At 63.9% G+C, this 16218-nt stretch carries 17 protein-coding genes; 10 read left to right on the forward strand and 7 right to left on the reverse strand.

All coding sequences use genetic code 11. From position 1 onward, the window contains the following. Nucleotides 1–4: 4 nt before the first annotated feature. From J3S28_RS05160 to J3S28_RS05170, 3 genes are read left to right on the forward strand one after another with little or no spacing between them, the layout of a single operon-like run. Nucleotides 5–598 carry a sulfite oxidase-like oxidoreductase gene (locus J3S28_RS05160; protein ID WP_207838448.1) on the forward strand — a complete coding sequence of 198 codons (594 nt, stop codon included), beginning with the start codon at nucleotides 5–7 and terminating at the stop codon, nucleotides 596–598. Continuing rightward, a complete protein-coding gene (locus tag J3S28_RS05165; protein WP_307796865.1) occupies nucleotides 595–1311 on the forward strand; it encodes a ferredoxin reductase in 717 nt (238 codons plus the stop codon). The genes J3S28_RS05160 and J3S28_RS05165 overlap by 4 nt, the downstream gene beginning before the upstream one ends. Beyond that, entirely contained in the window at nucleotides 1308–2354 is a 1047-nt protein-coding gene (locus tag J3S28_RS05170) for a threonine aldolase family protein (protein WP_207838450.1), read from the forward strand. Before J3S28_RS05165 ends, J3S28_RS05170 begins: the two co-directional genes overlap by 4 nt. An 8-nt stretch (nucleotides 2355–2362) precedes the next feature. Here the strand turns inward: J3S28_RS05170 and J3S28_RS05175 are convergent, their stop codons facing one another. Beyond that, nucleotides 2363–3703, reverse strand: coding sequence for a TIGR01777 family oxidoreductase (locus tag J3S28_RS05175; protein ID WP_207838452.1), 1341 nt, complete (start codon nucleotides 3701–3703; stop codon nucleotides 2363–2365). Between the two features lie 179 nt (nucleotides 3704–3882). Here J3S28_RS05175 and J3S28_RS28695 point away from each other — a divergent pair, with 179 nt between their 5' ends. After that, nucleotides 3883–4650, forward strand: a complete 768-nt coding sequence (locus J3S28_RS28695) for a helix-turn-helix domain-containing protein (RefSeq protein WP_207838454.1) — start codon at nucleotides 3883–3885, stop codon at nucleotides 4648–4650. Nucleotides 4651–4657: 7 nt separating this feature from the next. Here the strand turns inward: J3S28_RS28695 and J3S28_RS05185 are convergent, their stop codons facing one another. Next, nucleotides 4658–5041: a hypothetical protein gene (locus tag J3S28_RS05185; RefSeq protein WP_207838456.1), complete on the reverse strand. Its 384-nt coding sequence runs from the start codon at nucleotides 5039–5041 to the stop codon at nucleotides 4658–4660. A gap of 152 nt (nucleotides 5042–5193) precedes the next feature. On the opposite strand from J3S28_RS05185, the gene J3S28_RS05190 reads away from it, so the two are divergent. Continuing rightward, nucleotides 5194–6855, forward strand: a complete 1662-nt coding sequence (locus J3S28_RS05190) for an FAD-binding dehydrogenase (RefSeq protein WP_207838458.1) — start codon at nucleotides 5194–5196, stop codon at nucleotides 6853–6855. Nucleotides 6856–6864: 9 nt separating this feature from the next. Here the strand turns inward: J3S28_RS05190 and J3S28_RS05195 are convergent, their stop codons facing one another. Continuing rightward, the gene (locus tag J3S28_RS05195; RefSeq protein ID WP_372435938.1) at nucleotides 6865–8001 is read right to left on the reverse strand and encodes a hypothetical protein; all 1137 of its coding nucleotides are present in this window, start codon (nucleotides 7999–8001) and stop codon (nucleotides 6865–6867) included. A 244-nt stretch (nucleotides 8002–8245) separates the two neighbouring features. Between J3S28_RS05195 and J3S28_RS05200 the strand changes: the two genes are divergently transcribed. The 4 genes from J3S28_RS05200 (at nucleotide 8246) to J3S28_RS05215 (ending at nucleotide 11880) form a co-directional block, all read left to right on the forward strand. Beyond that, on the forward strand, nucleotides 8246–8704 hold the full coding sequence (locus tag J3S28_RS05200; RefSeq protein ID WP_207838460.1) for a cupin domain-containing protein: 459 nt from the start codon (nucleotides 8246–8248) through the stop codon (nucleotides 8702–8704). Nucleotides 8705–8770: 66 nt separating this feature from the next. Then, a complete protein-coding gene (locus J3S28_RS05205; RefSeq protein WP_207838462.1) occupies nucleotides 8771–9589 on the forward strand; it encodes an SDR family NAD(P)-dependent oxidoreductase in 819 nt (272 codons plus the stop codon). A gap of 39 nt (nucleotides 9590–9628) precedes the next feature. After that, nucleotides 9629–10852, forward strand: coding sequence for an acyl-CoA dehydrogenase family protein (locus tag J3S28_RS05210; protein WP_207838463.1), 1224 nt, complete (start codon nucleotides 9629–9631; stop codon nucleotides 10850–10852). Beyond that, nucleotides 10849–11880: a phosphotransferase family protein gene (locus tag J3S28_RS05215; protein WP_207838465.1), complete on the forward strand. Its 1032-nt coding sequence runs from the start codon at nucleotides 10849–10851 to the stop codon at nucleotides 11878–11880. Before J3S28_RS05210 ends, J3S28_RS05215 begins: the two co-directional genes overlap by 4 nt. A gap of 6 nt (nucleotides 11881–11886) precedes the next feature. Here the strand turns inward: J3S28_RS05215 and J3S28_RS05220 are convergent, their stop codons facing one another. Continuing rightward, entirely contained in the window at nucleotides 11887–12561 is a 675-nt protein-coding gene (locus J3S28_RS05220; RefSeq protein WP_207838467.1) for a winged helix-turn-helix transcriptional regulator, read from the reverse strand. A 166-nt stretch (nucleotides 12562–12727) separates the two neighbouring features. On the opposite strand from J3S28_RS05220, the gene J3S28_RS05225 reads away from it, so the two are divergent. Then, the gene (locus tag J3S28_RS05225; RefSeq protein ID WP_207838470.1) at nucleotides 12728–13549 is read left to right on the forward strand and encodes a class I SAM-dependent methyltransferase; all 822 of its coding nucleotides are present in this window, start codon (nucleotides 12728–12730) and stop codon (nucleotides 13547–13549) included. 13 nt (nucleotides 13550–13562) lie between these two features. Here J3S28_RS05225 and J3S28_RS05230 read toward each other — a convergent pair whose 3' ends face one another. The 3 genes from J3S28_RS05230 to J3S28_RS05240 all read right to left on the reverse strand — a co-directional run bounded on the left by J3S28_RS05230 (nucleotide 13563) and on the right by J3S28_RS05240 (nucleotide 16134). Then, nucleotides 13563–14525 carry an alpha/beta hydrolase family protein gene (locus tag J3S28_RS05230; RefSeq protein WP_207838472.1) on the reverse strand — a complete coding sequence of 321 codons (963 nt, stop codon included), beginning with the start codon at nucleotides 14523–14525 and terminating at the stop codon, nucleotides 13563–13565. Between the two features lie 20 nt (nucleotides 14526–14545). Next, nucleotides 14546–15688: a polysaccharide deacetylase family protein gene (locus tag J3S28_RS05235; RefSeq protein ID WP_237341123.1), complete on the reverse strand. Its 1143-nt coding sequence runs from the start codon at nucleotides 15686–15688 to the stop codon at nucleotides 14546–14548. Nucleotides 15689–15936: 248 nt separating this feature from the next. Beyond that, complete coding sequence (locus tag J3S28_RS05240; RefSeq protein ID WP_372435939.1) at nucleotides 15937–16134, reverse strand: hypothetical protein; 198 nt, start codon at nucleotides 16132–16134, stop codon at nucleotides 15937–15939. Nucleotides 16135–16218 lie beyond the last annotated feature (84 nt).

Below are 16218 nucleotides of genomic sequence, written 5' to 3' on the forward strand. Positions count from 1 at the left end.
ACCCATGGCGATCATCAACAAAGGGTTCGGCGCCCGGCGCCGGCAACAGAACGACCGGATTCCGCCGGGGCAATACCTCACCAACGATTTCCCCGTCTTGTCTGCCGGGCCCACGCCGTCGATACCACTGTCGGAGTGGACGTTCGAAATAGAGGCACCCGGCCAGCAAACCCGCAGCTGGACCTGGGACGAGTTCATGTCCCTTCCTCAAGAGGACATCACGGTCGACATCCACTGCGTGACGGCCTGGTCGAAACTCGACACCACCTGGCGTGGGGTGTCGCTGGACGTGCTGCTCGGTGACGATGTAGACCCCGACGGGTTCGTGATGGCGCATTCCTACGGCGGCTACACGACGAACGTCCCACTCGAGGACGTACTCGATGGCAAGGCCTGGATCGCGCACACCTTCGATGGTGAGCCGCTCGATCCCGAGCACGGCGGACCAGCGCGTTTGCTCATCCCGCACCTGTACTTCTGGAAGTCGGCCAAGTGGGTCGACAGTATCCGGGTGATGGACTCGGATGTGCCAGGATTCTGGGAGACCAACGGCTATCACAATCACGGGGATCCCTGGAAAGAGGAACGATATTGGTGAACGGGTGGCGGCCGGCGACGGTCGTCGCGGCGTCGATGGAGACACCTACCGCACGGACTCTGCGACTGCAGCTGCCCGAGCGCGGCAGGGTGCTCCCGGGCCAGCACATCGACATCCGGCTCACAGCCGAAGACGGTTATCAGGCGGTCCGGTCGTATTCGGTGGCCGCAGCGGGGGGTGATGACCTGCTCGAGACGACCATCGAGGAGCTCGCCGACGGAGAGGTGTCGCCCTATCTGATCAACGACCTCGAGGTCGGGGATCAGGTCGAGATCCGCGGACCCATCGGCCGATGGTTCACCTGGCACGCGGCTGATCCGGCACCGGTGCAATTAATCGCGGGCGGTTCCGGCGTGGTCCCGCTGATGTCGATGATCCGAGCCCGTGAGAGCAGCGGATCAGAGGTACCATTCCGATTGCTCTACTCCCTGCGAACCCCCGAGACCCGTTACTACACCGCCGAACTGGACAGGCTCGAAGACTCGCACCGGCTACAGATCGACTATCTCTACACCCGGCAGGCTCCACCGGGATCATCCAGGCCTGCCGGCAGACCCGATGCGGCAGAGTTTGCCGAACGGGTGATCCCGGTCGATCAAGAACCCGAGATCAGGGTGTGCGGACCCACGGCGTTCGTCGAGCAGTACGCGCAGTGGCTGGTCGATCTCGGCTACCCGACAGCGACCATTCGGACCGAGAGGTTCGGGGGATGACGCTGCACGACGCGTCGTGGCGTGCGTTCGCCTCTGACAACTACGCAGGGATGTTGCCCGAAGTACTCGCGGCGCTGGGCGAAGCCAATGGTGGACACCAGTCGTCCTATGGCGAGGATGTCTACACCGACGCCCTCCGCGAGGTGATCCGGGATGAGTTCGGCGCACGCGCTCAGATCTTCCCGGTATTCAACGGCACCGCGGCGAATGTGGTGTCGCTGACCTCGATGATGCCGCGCTGGGGCGCGGCCATAGTGGCCGAGTCGGCCCATGTCCAGAACGACGAGGGTGGCGCGCCGGAACGGGTGAGCGGTCTCAAACTGATGACCGTTCCTGTCGCCGGCGGCAAGCTCACCCCAGAGTCCATCGCGACACAGGCCTGGGGATGGGGCGATGTGCAACGCGCGCAACCCTTGGCAGTCAGCATCACCCAGGCCACCGAGCTCGGCACCGTGTACACCGCGGACGAGATCAGGTCGATCTGCGACTATGCGCACGCCCATCAGATGACCGTGCATATCGACGGTGCCAGACTGTGGAATGCTGCTGCGGCGCTTGATATGTCGTTCGGTGATTTCACGTCTGCCGTCGGGGTGGACGTGGTGAGTCTCGGCGGCACCAAAGCCGGTGCGTTGGGGGCCGAGGCGGTGGTCATCCTCGACCCAGAACTGGCGGACGGTATGGCGTACCTCCGGAAACTGAGCATGCAGCTGGCGAGCAAGATGAGGTTCATCTCGGCGCAACTGCTGGCGCTGTTCTCCGGTGGCGCCGGTATCGCCGCAGCGGCTCATGCGAATTCGATGGCGTCGCGTCTGCGTTCGCAGCTCGAAGGTGTTCCGGGCCTGTCGTTCACCCACCCCACCGACGCGAACGCGGTGTTCGCCGTCCTCGATCCCGCTGTGGCGGAACGTATCCGCGACACCTGGAAGTTCTACACCTGGAACGAGTTCACCGGAGAGGTGCGGTGGATGTGTTCCTTCGACACAACCGAGTCCGACGTAGACGGATTCGCAGCCACCATTCGGACCGAACTCACCGGGTAGAGCCCGATTCAGGCCTTGTCGGGATCGCCGCCGAGCTGGTGACGGAGCGTCTCGCCGACGTCGGGCATCCGGAACCGATGACCCAGGTCGGCCAACCGTGCGGGAACCACGTGCTGACTTGCCAGCGCGAGTTCTCGGGCGCCCTGTGAACCCAGGATGAGCTGCGGACCCAGCGACGGCACCGGGACGATGGCCGGGCGGTGGACCGCGGACGCCAGGGCCGCGGTGTACTCGTCGTTGCGCACCGCATTCGGCGCTACAGCGTTGATCGGGCCGACCACCCGTTCGTCGACGATGGCGCGGTAGTAGATGTCGATCAGGTCATCGATCCCGATCCACGGGAGCCACTGCTGCCCGTCGCCGAGTCGGCCGCCCAACCCCACTGTGAACAAAGGGCGCATCAGTCGAAGCGTCCCGCCGGCCGCGGCCTGGACGATGCCCGTACGCACCTGCACCGTGCGGCCACCGTGTGCGGCAGTCGCAGCAGCTTCCCAGTCCACGACCACATCGGCGAGGAAACCATCACCCCGTGAGGAGTTCTCGTCGAGCACTTCGTCGCCGCGGTCGTACCCGTAGAAGCCGACAGCAGAGGCGCTGATGAATGCCGGCGCGGGGTCTGACGCAGCCGCCACACGTGCCAACGCCGCGGTAGGTTCGATCCGGCTCTCACGGACAGCCTTTTTGTGGGCGTCGGTGAAACGCCCTGCGATCGACTCACCCGCGAGATGAACCACCGCGTCCACTCCGTCGAACAGGTCGGCGGCAGGGTTGTCGGGATCCCATCTGCGTTCATCCGGACCCTGTGGATCACGCCGGACCAGTTTGATCACCCGATGGCCTCCGGTGGTCAGCAGAGCGCTCAGGGGAGCGCCGACCAGTCCCGACGACCCGGTGATGGCGACGGTCAGCGGGGCGCCTCGCAGCGACTTCGCCCAGGCATGGGTCGCGAGATCGTCAGCGAGTTGGCGGTGCCGGTAGCGGAACATCGAGCGCAGAAGCGCTGCGGGAACAGGGGTGTTCACCGTGTCGGTGACGCGCGTCGAGCCGGGGTCGACCTCGGAGAACCCGTGATGGTGCGTCCAGGTCATGATGGTTCGCAGCGGCCACGAGTCGAGTTTGTCCACGAACTGGTTCGGCGGGTGGAACCGGGAGGCCTGGTGTTTGGCCTCCCACTTGAGTCCGCCCGGAAAGGCCAGTATCGCCGTCCCGTCTTCGAGTGAGTCGGCTTCCTGCACCAGCGACGGTGGCCCCCACGGTGGTGCGAGGCGCGTGAACGCGCCAGGCCGACCGTGCCAGGCGAACACCTCGTCGATGGGGGCGGGGACGATGCTCGAATGCGTGATACCCATGGGCCCACGCTACGCAGGTCGCCCGACTGGCCGACAAAAGCACAGCGTCCAGCCAACAGCACATGTTGGAACCGGTGCGTTCAACTGGGCGGTGTGCTTTTGTTTCATGGTGTCAGGGAGGAGAAGTCATGAGGCGACCCGTTGCTCCCAGAGGTGAACTACGGCCTGACCGTGGCGGGGTGACTGTGACCAGAGTGGCCGTACCGCCGAGCGATCTGCTCCGACACACCTGGTTCGCACAGTGGGATCTCGACACTCCAGCTCTGCAGCCCGTGCTCGAGCACCCCGGAGGAAACGTGGTGGTCGAATCCGACCGTGCAGCGCTCTACTGCGTGAGCCAGGGGACCACAGAACGCAAGTTGGAGGCGACCGGATGGGCAGCGGGGGTGTTGTTGCGACCGGCAGCGATCACCATCATGACCGGGCGTTCGATGACGAGTGGTTCGCGTACAGGGCCTGCGCTACCGATCGGGGAACCACTACCCATCCCTTCCGATGGTGGATTGAGTACGCGGATCCACGAGGTCATGACGGCGGTGAAGTCCTCGAGCGGCGAAAAGTTCGACGCGGTAGCGGACCTCTACGACCGCTGGAGCCTACAGTGGACCGTCGATGACGAAGGGCTGTTGATCAATCAGATCATCGACGCCGTCGAGGATGAGAACGGTCCTCGGCGGGTGGCAGACCTGGCCGCAGCGTTCAACATGTCGACGAGAGCGCTACAGCGCCTCACAATCCACCGGACGGGCCTCAGCCCGAAATGGCTCATCCAGCGACGCCGGTTGCAGGACGCGGCGCTCGCGCTGCGTCGCGGGGACTCGTCGATCGCCGACGTCGCCGCGCAACTGGGATACGCAGATCAGGCACACCTTGCGCGTGAGTTCAAAGCCGTGATCGGACAGACGCCGAGGGACTATGTCGGCGCCGTGCGGTCCTCGGACAACTGACTCCGAGTCACGCTCGACGCCCGATCCCGAGGAATCCGCGCAGCATGTGTTCCGCGGACGACACAGGTGCGATCACCCGTTCGGCGAGATCCACGATCAACTCGACACGGCCCACGATCTTCTCCACACGCTCGACGACACCGATCATCGTGGACACCGTTGTGTCGACGCGGGTCAGGGTCGCCGAGAAATCGTCGAGGGCCGACCCGAAACTGTCCAGAGTGGTGTCGAAGCCACCCAGTGCCCGGTCGAAGTCGGTGAGTGCGCTGCCCAGATCGCCCATGATCGTATCGAGCTGTCCGACAGTGATATCGGCGTTCATCGCTGCCTGTGCCAGCTTGCGGAAGCGTTGTCGTTCCGCTCCGTCCTCGCCGTTGTCCTTGGTCACCACGGACCCAGTATCAACCCGGGCGTCGGCCACTGCGTCCTGAATCAGCAAACACCTGTAGTCGGATGTGATGTGCGGTCTGTTCCCTATGCTCGTGCTGGAGATGAAGCTCGACCGGAAGTACGGATCGGACGACAGTGAGGGAGAGGAACATCATGGCCGAGCAGGTGGATGTGATCGTTGTCGGTGGAGGTCTCGCCGGGTTGGTGGCCGCGCACGAAATGGTCAAGGCCGGACGGCGGGTGGCAATCCTCGAACAGGAGAACGAGCAGAACCTCGGTGGTCAGGCGTTCTGGTCCCTCGGAGGGCTGTTTCTCGTCGATACCCCGGAGCAACGCAGGCTCGGCATCAAGGATTCGGTGGAGCTGGCCCGGCAGGATTGGTTCTCCTCCGCCGGGTTCGATCGCGACCGTGAGGATCACTGGCCTCGCCAGTGGGCCGAGGCGTACGTGAACTTTGCGGCCGGCGAGAAGCGGGCGTACCTGAATGCGTTGGGTTTGAAGGTGATGGCCACCGTCGGGTGGGCCGAACGCGGAGGCGGCGCAGCGGGGGGCCATGGCAACTCCGTTCCCCGTTTCCACATCACCTGGGGGACCGGGCCCGAGGTGGTCCGAGTGTTCCGCGAACCGGTGCTCGAGGGCGCAGGTAGAGGTCTGGTGAGCTTCCACTACCGCCACCAGGTCGACGAGATCATCGTCGAGGGCGGTGCCGCCGTAGGGGTCCGCGGCACGGTGCTGGCGCCCTCCACCCAGCGGCGCGGCGCGGAATCGACACGTGAGGCGGTCGGTGAGTTCGAGCTGCGGGCGCATGCAGTGGTCGTCACTGCCGGAGGTATCGGCGGGAACTTCGAGCTGATCAAGAAGAACTGGCCCACCGAGCGCCTCGGTCCGGCGCCCGCGCACATGATCAGCGGGGTGCCCGCACACGTCGACGGGCGGATGCTGGGGATCACCGAAGGTGCGGGCGGCAGCATCGTGAACCGGGACCGGATGTGGCACTACACAGAAGGCATCAAGAACTGGGATCCGATCTGGCCGAACCACGCCATCCGCATCATCCCTGGGCCCTCGTCGCTCTGGCTGGATGCGACCGGCAAACGGCTTCCTGTGCCCAACTTCCCGGGATTCGACTCTCTCGGAACGCTCGGGACCATCACCAGGGGCGGGCACGACTTCACGTGGTTCATTCTCACGCAGGCGATCATCGAGAAGGAGTTCGCGCTTTCCGGATCCGAGCAGAACCCCGACTTCACGGGCAAAGACGTCAAACTGCTGCTGCAGCGCGTGAAAAAGGGTGCCACCGACCCGGTCGAGGCCTTCAAGTCGCACGGGGTCGACTTCGTCGTGCGTGACAACCTGCGAGACCTGGTTGCAGGGATGAACGAGATCACCACAGGCCCCACGCTCGACTTCGAACAGATCGAGGCCGAGGTGGTGGCGCGCGACCGTCAGCTGGAGAACAAATACACAAAGGACATGCAGATCATGGCGATCCGGAATGCCCGAAACTATCTCAGTGACAAGATCATCCGCGTGGCCAAGCCGCACCGCCTGCAGGACCCCAAATACGGTCCGATGATCGCGGTCCGGTTGCATCTGGTGACCAGGAAGACCCTCGGGGGGCTCGAGACCAATCTCGACTCCCAGGTGATCCGGGCCGACGGAAGCGCATTCGACGGCCTTTACGCGGCGGGGGAGATAGCGGGCTTCGGTGGGGGCGGTGTGCACGGGTACAACGCGCTGGAGGGCACATTTCTCGGCGGTTGCATCTTCTCGGGACGCGCTGCGGGTCGGGCTCTGGCCCGCGACCTCAGCTGAGCGTTCGGCTCAGTGAGCCGGGGCCGGCGCGGGCGCCTTGGCCTCGGCTTCGTGTGCCGCCTCTGCGGCGATCGCTTCGGCATGCGCCCGTGGCCGGGCCTCGCGTATCCGAAGGTCGATCTGATAGGAGATGATCGCAAGCGCGAACAGCCCGAGCGTCAGGTTGAGAAGCGCCCCGAAGCCCTCGGTGGCGAAGTCCACGAGCGCATTGAGCATCGCGAACGTCAGGGCGCCGTACCGCAGGAACTGCAGTGGCCAGAGCTTGTCTGTCCGGGTGCGCGCGATCATCGCCGGTAGCGTGAAAGCCAGGGTGATCCCGGCGCTGAACAGCAAGATGTACGTGGCGATACTGGCCCCCGCCAGTTCGACCTCGAGGTTGTCGTCGGAGTAATACGGATTGTCGAGCGCGATGCCGACAACGCCGAGCACCACCGCGGCGAAGGATATGAACACCAGTGACCAGCCGACGATCGGCAACCAGCGCGGGCTGCGAAAGAACGACGGGATGAGCCGCGGAGCCCACTGCTGCAATGCGTACAAACGCGCCGACGCCGACGGCGCACCGATGAGCAGACTCCGGATGTGCTGCGCAGCCTCGGGATTCGCACCCTTTTCCTCCGCGCGTTCGACCAGGCGCAAACCTAGTTCGCGACGATGTGGTTGCAGGCCCCGCGCGACCCCGTCCGCGGCCATCGCGGCGGCGGTGGCGAGTTCCTCGTGGGCGCTCAGTGGCCGGATCTCCCGCATGATCCTGCCCAGGATCAGCACGACCACCACCAGCACGTACATGATCTCGGCCGAGGGACCGTAGAAGTAGTCGTTGTCCTTGGTCACGAACTTGCCGACCTCGTCGAGAAAAAGCCCAAAACCGATGCCGCCGAACACAACACAGAAAAGTCGGGCACCGTATCCGAGCATCCACCAACTCACCAGCAACGCCAGCATCATGAGTGCGCCGCCGTACAGGGCGTGCGCGATGTGCAAAGACCCACCGCCCACCTGCGGGTAGTCGGTCGCCCACAGATACCCCCTGGTGACGAGGATGGTAGCGATCGCAATGATCATGAAGGCCTCGGCCGAGCTGGTGCCGATCGCGTTTCGGGTGAACGGCCCGAGTCTGTGCGGTCGTGTGCCGGACGGTGTCACTTCGCTCCTAGACGCAGGTAGAGCTGGTGCTCCACGGTGAACAAAGTGTACTCAGAGCAGAGTCCCGAATGAGCGCTTCGGCTTGACACAGGCATCGGCATCGACCCCGTGCCGGAAGGGGATCACCATGGCCGGCGGCTTGAACGCCGACCTCGTATGGTTGCCGGGACAGTCCGGGGCCGATGGTGGACGAACTTTCGTCGAACATCCTGTGAGCTGCGGCGATGCCAGATACCCTCTGCCAATGAAGAGAACTCTGAGTGCTGTTGCGGCCGTCGTCGCACTATCGGCCGGAATACTGCTCCCGGCGACCGCACAGGCCACGCCCGGTGAGGGAATCAGCGGAGTGACGTTGCTGGACATCGAGATCCCGGCCGAATTGCTGCCGTTCATTCCTGACGGGGCTCACGTGGTGGCGAAGCAGATCACGATCGCCCCTGGTGGCACCACCGGCTGGCACTACCACGACGGCCCGGTGCTCGGGATCGTCCAAGCCGGGACGCTGACGCATCCGGGGTCGGACTGTAAACCGGTCATTTTCGACACCGGTGCGTTCATCAACGAACCTAGCGGCAAGTCGAACACCCACGTCGGTCGCAACCTCGGCAAGGAGCCGGTGATCCTGGACGTGGTGTACCTCGAACCGATCGGCGCGCCGCTCTTCGAGGACGTCACGCCGGCACCACCGTGTGACAAGACGTAGCCGTCCGGGGGAGTCGTTTCGCCACCTCGAACCGCAGGTGTGGACCGACCCCCTAACATCGGTGTGGTGCAGATCGCAGAGAAAGTCGCCGTAGTCACCGGAGGGGGAGCCGGTATCGGCGCCGCCCTCGCCCACGCACTCTCCGAAGCGGGTGCCTCCGTCTTGGTCGCCGACCTCGATGCCGAATCGGCGACCTCCGTCGCCGCGCAGATCTCGGCGGCAGGATCGACAAGAGCCTTGTCGTTCGGGGGCGACGTCTCGGATCCCGAAGTGCTGGAGGAGATCATCGGCCGCGCCGAAGCCGAACTCGGGCCGGTCGACATCTTCTTCGCCAATGCCGGAACCACCGCGGGCCTCGGACTCGACACCCCTGATTCCCAATGGGACGTGGCTCTGGGGGTCAACGTGCTGGCCCATGTGCGTGCCGCCCGAATCCTGGTTCCGAAGTGGATAGAACGCGGGGGCGGGTACTTCGTGTCGACCGCGTCCGCGGCAGGTCTGCTCACCCAGATCGGGTCCGCGACGTATTCGGTCTCCAAACATGCGGCTGTCGGGTTCGCGGAATGGCTGTCGGTGACGTACGGAGACCAAGGGGTGGCCGTGAGTTGCCTGTGCCCGATGGGCGTCGAGACCAAGCTCCTCCGATCTGGCTTTCAGACCGATCAACCGGGCGCGTCCGTGGCCGCGAGCGCGGTGACGAGCGCCGGCGCCGTATTGAGTCCGGCAGAGGTCGCGACCGCTGTCCTCGCCGCGATGGAGGAGGAGAAGTTCTTGATTCTGCCGCACCCGGAGGTGCTCGACTTCTACCGTAACAAGGGGTCGGACTACGACCGATGGATAGGTGGGATGCGCCGCTACCAACGGCACTTGATGTCGAACCCGTGATCGCCGCTCTTCCGTTCAATTGAAAGCTGGTTATTGTCAATGGATTTCGCTTACTCGCCGCGCTGTCTCGAGTTTCAGGATCGTCTTGTCGACTTCATGGACGCCCACGTCTACCCGGCAGAGGCCACCTACGCCCAGCAGATGGCGGAATCGGGTGACCCGCATTTCGATCCACCGATCATCGAGGAACTGAAAGCGGAAGCGAAGTCCAGGGGCCTGTGGAACCTCTTCCATCCCGACCCGCAGTACGGAGCGGGCCTGACGAACTCCGAGTACGCGCCGCTGGCCGAGATCATGGGTCGCAGCGCCGGTTTGGCGCCTGAGGCCACCAACTGCTCTGCACCCGACACGGGCAACATGGAGGTGTTCTCGCTGTTCGGGACCGACGAGCACAAGGAACGCTATCTGCAGCCCTTGTTGGACGGCACCATTCGGTCGGCATTCGCGATGACCGAACCGGATGTCGCCAGTTCCGACGCGACGAACATCCGGATGTCCATGGTCCGCGACGGCGACGACTGGGTGCTCAACGGTCGAAAGTGGTGGACGTCAGGCGCTTTGCATCCCAATTGCGCAGTGCTCATCGTGATGGGTAAAACCGATCCGGACGCGGCCGCGCACGCGCAGCAGTCGATGATGGTCGTTCCCATCGACGCGCCCGGTGTGAAGTTGCTCCGCAATCTTCCTGTCTTCGGCTACCAGGATCGCGAAGGGCATGCGGAGGTGGTGTTCGAAAACGTCCGTGTCCCGGACGCCGACGTCCTTGCCGGTGCAGGTGCCGGTTTCATGATCGGGCAGGCCAGGCTCGGTCCCGGCCGCATCCATCACTGTATGCGCGCGATCGGGATGGCGGAGCGTGCTCTCGAACTGCTGTGTGAGCGCGCCTCATCGCGGGTTGCGTTCGGCAAGCCGCTGGCCGCGCAGGCCAACATCCAGGATTGGGTTGCCGAGGCCCGAATCGAGATCGAGATGACCCGGTTGCTCACGCTGAAGGCAGCGTGGCTCATGGACACGGTGGGAAACAAGCAAGCGCGCACGGAGATCTCCGCGATCAAGGTCGCAGCTCCCAACATGGCGCTCAAGATCGTCGATCGTGCCATCCAGGTGCATGGAGGCGGAGGGGTTTCGGACGACTTCCCACTCGCCAGCATGTACGCGCACCTTCGCACGCTGCGCCTGGCGGATGGACCCGACGAAGTGCACAAGCGGAGTATCGCGCGACACGAACTCGGTCGGTACCGCACGACCGGAAAGTCGGCATGAACGCCCCGGTCGGGATCGACACCGAGGCGGTCACGACCTGGATGGTCGGCTTGGGGGTGTCTGCTGCTCCGCCTCTGTTCTTTCAGCGGATCGGAAACGGCCAATCGAACCTGACGTTCCTGGTCTCCGATTCCGACGGCAACAAGTGGGTGCTGCGCCGACCACCGCTGGGAGCGTTGCTCGCCTCCGCGCACGACGTCCTACGCGAACACCGCATCATGTCCGCCCTGCAGGACACACCCGTCCCGGTGCCGCGGATGATAGCCACAACAGCTGATCCCGACATCACCGATGCCCCATTGGTTTTGATGAGTTACATCGACGGCGCGGTGATCGACGACCGGGCCGTTGCCGAGACGCTGACAGAAGATCACCGGCGACGCATCGGCCTTTCGCTGCCGAAGGCGCTCGGGACCATCCACGCGATCGATCTCGAGACCGTCGGGCTGAATGATCTGGCCAGCCACAAACCGTACGCGGCAAGACTGCTCAAACGGTGGACCGGTCAGTGGGAGAAGTCGAAAACCCGCGACGTCGAAGCGGTTACGCGAGTCGCCGAGGCGCTCGCGAACCATGCACCGGAGCAGACCGAGCTGACCCTCGTGCACGGTGACTACCATCTGAGCAACGTGATCACGTCATCCTCGGACGGTGAGGTGATCGGAGTCGTGGACTGGGAGTTGTGCACCCTCGGCGACCCACTCGCCGATCTGGGGAACTTGTTGGCATTCTGGCCGGAATCCACCGACCCGGTTGCGGCGCTGTCCACCGTCCCCACGCTGCCAGGCTTTCCGGCCCGAGCAGAGGTCATCGATGCCTATGCCTCGGCAACCGGTCGCGACGTGAGCGCCGCGGGGTACTGGCACACCATGGGTCTGTGGCGACTGACGATCATCGCGGAAGGCATTCTGCGGCGGTTGATGAACGACCCGCGTAATGCTTCACGCGATGGCGGACCCACCGCTGCTCTGATCGACAATTTGTCCGAGCGCACGTTGCAGGTCGGTTCGGAAGCGGGCCTGCTGTAGCGATGATCAACCCGGGCGCGGGATCTGCGCCATGCGTCCCTGTCCCAACCACTCCGGAACACTTGTGCGAATCTCGCGACCGGCAATGATCTGCACGTCACCGCCGCGCAGTGCTCCGGCCCAGCTCACGTCCCCTCGCCAGATCGCGGTGAGTTCGCGGAGGCTGGAGGTCACGGTGGCGGTGACGTCGAAGCCCGGGTCGTAATCGCAGATGTCCGCGTCGCCATCGGAGACGACCAGCCACCATCTCGACACTGCGGACTGAACTCCACTGAGCTGAAACGTGACGACGGTACGCGTGCGCGGCCACCGCTCGACGTCCACGTTGCGGCGCATGTCCCACATCAGCAGGTGGGGATCGAGGTCGGCGTCGCCCAATCCGCCGATCCACCGCACCCCCCAGGCATTCAGTGCCTCGACGACCGTCGACAGTTCGCGCCCACTGGCGGTCAGCTCGTACCGGGTACGGCCACCGTCGACCAGTCGGTCGATCACACCCGCCCGTTCGAGTGTGCGAAGGCGCTTCGACAGCAGCGCCGGTGACATCTTGGGAACCCCGCGCCGCAACTCGTTGAAATGACAACTACCGGCGAGGAGTTCGCGTACCACCAGCAGTGTCCACCGCTCGTCGAGCACTTCCATGGCCTTGGCGACGGGGCAGAACTGACCGTATCCGGGCATAGCGACTCCTTGATCTGCACCTAGTACACACTGCTCGGGGGCGTAGGACCAGTACAGATTCGAAAGCGGCGACAGTACAGATCTGGCACTGGTTCCCTCGCGTGGGACGGCCGATGCTGAGAACAGGCGGCCGCCCGGCCACCGCCGAGAACAGAGGAGAAAGCTCATGACGAACAAGACCGCAGAACTCGCCGGCGACCTGTTGGCGCGGCACCGCGCGATGTGGGCCTCCGGTGACTATCCGGCCGTGGCGACCCAGGTGATCGCAGCCCTGGGACCGACGTTGGTCGACGCAATCGGGATTCGTGCTGGTGAATACGTCCTCGACATCGCGTCAGGAAGCGGAAACGCCTCGATACCCGCAGCCCGCAAAGGCGCCGATGTGGTGGCATCCGACCTGACGCCAGAACTGTTCGAGGCGGGACGCCAACTCGCCGCCGAAGAGCACGTCCAACTCAGCTGGCGAGAGGCCGACGCCGAATCACTACCCTTCGGTGACAAGAGTTTCGATGTCGTCATGTCCTGTGTGGGAGTCATGTTCGCGCCACATCATCAGGAGTCGGCCGACGAGTTGATCCGTGTGTGCCGAACCGGTGGGCGCGTCGGGCTCATCAACTGGACACCGGCGGGTTTCATCGGCCGCATGTTCGCCACCATGAAGCCGTACGCGCCCACCCCGGCACCGGGTGCACAGCCACCACCGCTGTGGGGCGACGAAGAGCACCTGCGCACGTTATTCGCCGACCGAGTCGATCAATTGTCCCTGGCGCGCCGGACTCTCGAGGTCGACCGGTTCGAATCCGGCGGGGAGTTCAGAGACTTCTTCAAGTCCACCTACGGCCCGACGATCGCCGTATACCGAAACATCAGCGGCGATCCCGACGCCACCGCGTCACTCGATCAGGCGCTGGCCGATCTGGCCGATGACGCCCTCGACGACGGGGTGATGAAGTGGGAGTACTTGTTGGCCACCGGGATCGTCCGATAACCCGGATGCGTTCTCACTCGTCGAGATCTGCTGCTTTCGTCCTCGAGGCATCGGTGATGATGTCGATGATCCGGCCATAGACGGGTTTGGTGGACGTGACGATCGACCCGTGATCCTCGCCGTCGAGCAGGATGACCTTGCCCGTGCCGTTCTGCTTGTCGACCGCGTCGACGTATCGCTGGGACAGCGACGGCAATACCACTGTGTCCGCCGTGCCGTGGACGGCGATGACCGGGGTACCGGGATCGATGTTCTGGATCGGATCGACGGACTTGTACCGGTCAGGTACCTGCTCCGGCGTACCCCCGAGCGCCGTCACGATGCGGTCGTCGCCGTTCTTCACCGCCTGCACCATGTCGAGGGGACCCGCCAACGAGATAACCTTCGTGGGCCGGAACTTCGGGTTGCTGCCCACCTCGTCGGACTCCAGTGTGTGCCTGGTCCCGCCCCAGACCGCGAGTTGCGCGCCGGCGCTGTGGCCGACGACGAGCGCGTCGGTGGTTTCGAGCTGAGGGAACTTCTTGTCGATTGCGACGACATTGTCGAGCGCCTGGGAAACGTCTTCGAACGTCGTAGGCCACCCGCCTCCGGAGCCGACCCGCCGATACTCGATGTTGTACACCGCCATGCCCTTGGCTGCGAGATCGCGCGCAAAGGGGTCGAACAGGTTGGCACCGAGCTGCGACTGCCAGGCACCGCCGTGGATCAGGACCACGAGCGGGATCGAATCGACGTTCTGCGGCCCCGCAGGAAGGTAGAGGTCGCCCCAATTTTGTTCGGGGTCGGTGCCGTCGAGCGTCGGGTAATCGATCCGCTGCACCGTGACCTCCGACAGTGACGTGACCTTGGCATCGTCTTGGATCGACGCCGAGGTCGTCTGCTCCGACGAGGCTCCGCCGTCGTCGGTGCATCCCGCTACCAGCACGACGCCGACGGTCGCGAGGGAAGTCAAGAGCTGAGCGCTACGTCGACGCATCGGCGGGCACCTTTCTGGTTTCAGCTGTTCGCATCAACGGCCACCGCGGGCATGTCTTCCCAGACACCGAGGACTTGCGGATCCTGGAGTTCCATCCATGCGATCACGTCCTGGTACGTCGCGCAGATGGTTTCGGGCTTCACACAGACCTCGCTCATGAAGTCTGCCGTGGCAGGATTGAACGCGTTGCCACTCCAGTCGTTGAAGTGGTTGGCGATCACCAAAGGTGCCCTATTGCCCTCGTAGGCGCGCCGGAACATGTAGTCGTACGACTCTTTGACGATCTTGCGGATTTCCGGCGCTTTGCTGGGCGCGTCCTTGGCCTGGTTGAACGTGTACCAATAGTTGTAATCCAACGCGGTTTGCCGATGATTCAGCGGCGGCGACCAGGTATAGGGAATCGGGAACTCCCAGATGCTGCCGACCTTGGTCGGCCAATAGATCCCGGGTTGACGTGCCGCCTTTGACGAATCCCACGTCATGTTGTGCTGACCCAAGGCCGGAAACAACTGACCCATGCCGCCTTCGAGGCACGGGGTGCGACCGCCCTTCACCACGTCCACACCGAAGGCAAGATCCGGGGCGTCAGGAAGGTCGTTGAGGCTTTTCCAGTCGGTCATCAGGCGGAAGAACTGGTCGAGTTCGTGGTTCCACTCGGCCGTAGTCCAATCCTTGCCCGGATTCTTTGTCCCGGCGCAGAAGTGCCCGACGTAGTGAGTGCCCATCTCGTGTCCGTCGTACCAGGTGCGATTGAGATATTCGACCTGCTCGACGACTTCGGCCTTACTGCCACCGAACGCCAAGGACGATTCTCCGGGCTGGAATCCGGGACCCTGATACTCCTTCTTGTGGTCGTCCGCGAGGAAATACAGCCCGGTCATCAATGCGGTGAAACGCGAATCCGATTCCTTGGCCGTCTCGAGGAAAAGATCCCAGTTCTCGGAGACCCCGACACCGTCGAACGAGAAGAGGACGAACTGCGGGGGCTTCTCTCCCGGGGCCAAGACCTCCATCGGGACATTGCTCGCAGTCCGCTTCGGGCCGGAGTCGTCTTCCCTTTCCGGCGGGGCGTCAGCGGTCTCGATGGTTTGATCGGTGGCTGTGATGCCCATGAGCACCTCGGGGCGTTCGGCACCGCACGCGGCGAGGGTGGCCGCGGCCATTGCCATCACCAAGCCGCGCACCACATTGCGCCGACGACGTCGGGATAGCAACTGTATGACCCTTTCGGCTCTCAGGCCGGGCGAAACAGCGCCCTGTGCTCGCCGAGAGCCTAACAGGTCAAATCGGACTATGACGGCAATGACATGGGGTTCAGCACCGCTTCGCGCTGTCCGAGTTCTGCGTCAAACGCAGACGACGCCAACTCCGTTCCGAAGGAACGGAATGTTGGCGCCGCCAAGAGCCTCGATCAGTCGCGCGAACGAGTGCCGTCGGTCTGGTCGAACATCTTCCAGTTACCGTCCGAGTTCACTTCCATCCGGTACCCGAGCTCTCCGGACGGGACCTCTTTCTCGGCAAACCAATGGTAAGCGTCCTCGGCGTTGTTGAAATCTTTGGTGTCGATTACTTCTTCATCGGGATTGAGTACTCGATACTGAGTCATCATCGCCTTTCGTTCATCTCGTCGAGAGCGGAGTGCTTCGGCGTCTGGCGGCGAGTACCCGGCACTTCGGTGCGTTACACATCAGCG

The sequence above is a fragment of the Williamsia soli genome (assembly GCF_017377795.1).
In the GTDB taxonomy this organism is placed as follows: Bacteria; Actinomycetota; Actinomycetes; order Mycobacteriales; family Mycobacteriaceae; genus Williamsia; species Williamsia soli.

Coding starts and splice junctions, on each gene's coding strand:
- J3S28_RS05235 (WP_237341123.1), bottom strand. CDS start 15,688: ATGGCCGCGGCCACCCTCGCCGCGTGCGGTGCCGAACGCCCCGAGGTG.
- J3S28_RS05175 (WP_207838452.1), bottom strand. CDS start 3,703: ATGGGTATCACGCATTCGAGCATCGTCCCCGCCCCCATCGACGAGGTG.
- J3S28_RS05215 (WP_207838465.1), top strand. CDS start 10,849: ATGAACGCCCCGGTCGGGATCGACACCGAGGCGGTCACGACCTGGATG.
- J3S28_RS05190 (WP_207838458.1), top strand. CDS start 5,194: ATGGCCGAGCAGGTGGATGTGATCGTTGTCGGTGGAGGTCTCGCCGGG.
- J3S28_RS05170 (WP_207838450.1), top strand. CDS start 1,308: ATGACGCTGCACGACGCGTCGTGGCGTGCGTTCGCCTCTGACAACTAC.
- J3S28_RS05240 (WP_372435939.1), bottom strand. CDS start 16,134: ATGATGACTCAGTATCGAGTACTCAATCCCGATGAAGAAGTAATCGAC.
- J3S28_RS05230 (WP_207838472.1), bottom strand. CDS start 14,525: ATGCGTCGACGTAGCGCTCAGCTCTTGACTTCCCTCGCGACCGTCGGC.
- J3S28_RS05200 (WP_207838460.1), top strand. CDS start 8,246: ATGAAGAGAACTCTGAGTGCTGTTGCGGCCGTCGTCGCACTATCGGCC.
- J3S28_RS05220 (WP_207838467.1), bottom strand. CDS start 12,561: ATGCCCGGATACGGTCAGTTCTGCCCCGTCGCCAAGGCCATGGAAGTG.
- J3S28_RS05160 (WP_207838448.1), top strand. CDS start 5: ATGGCGATCATCAACAAAGGGTTCGGCGCCCGGCGCCGGCAACAGAAC.
- J3S28_RS05225 (WP_207838470.1), top strand. CDS start 12,728: ATGACGAACAAGACCGCAGAACTCGCCGGCGACCTGTTGGCGCGGCAC.
- J3S28_RS05210 (WP_207838463.1), top strand. CDS start 9,629: ATGGATTTCGCTTACTCGCCGCGCTGTCTCGAGTTTCAGGATCGTCTT.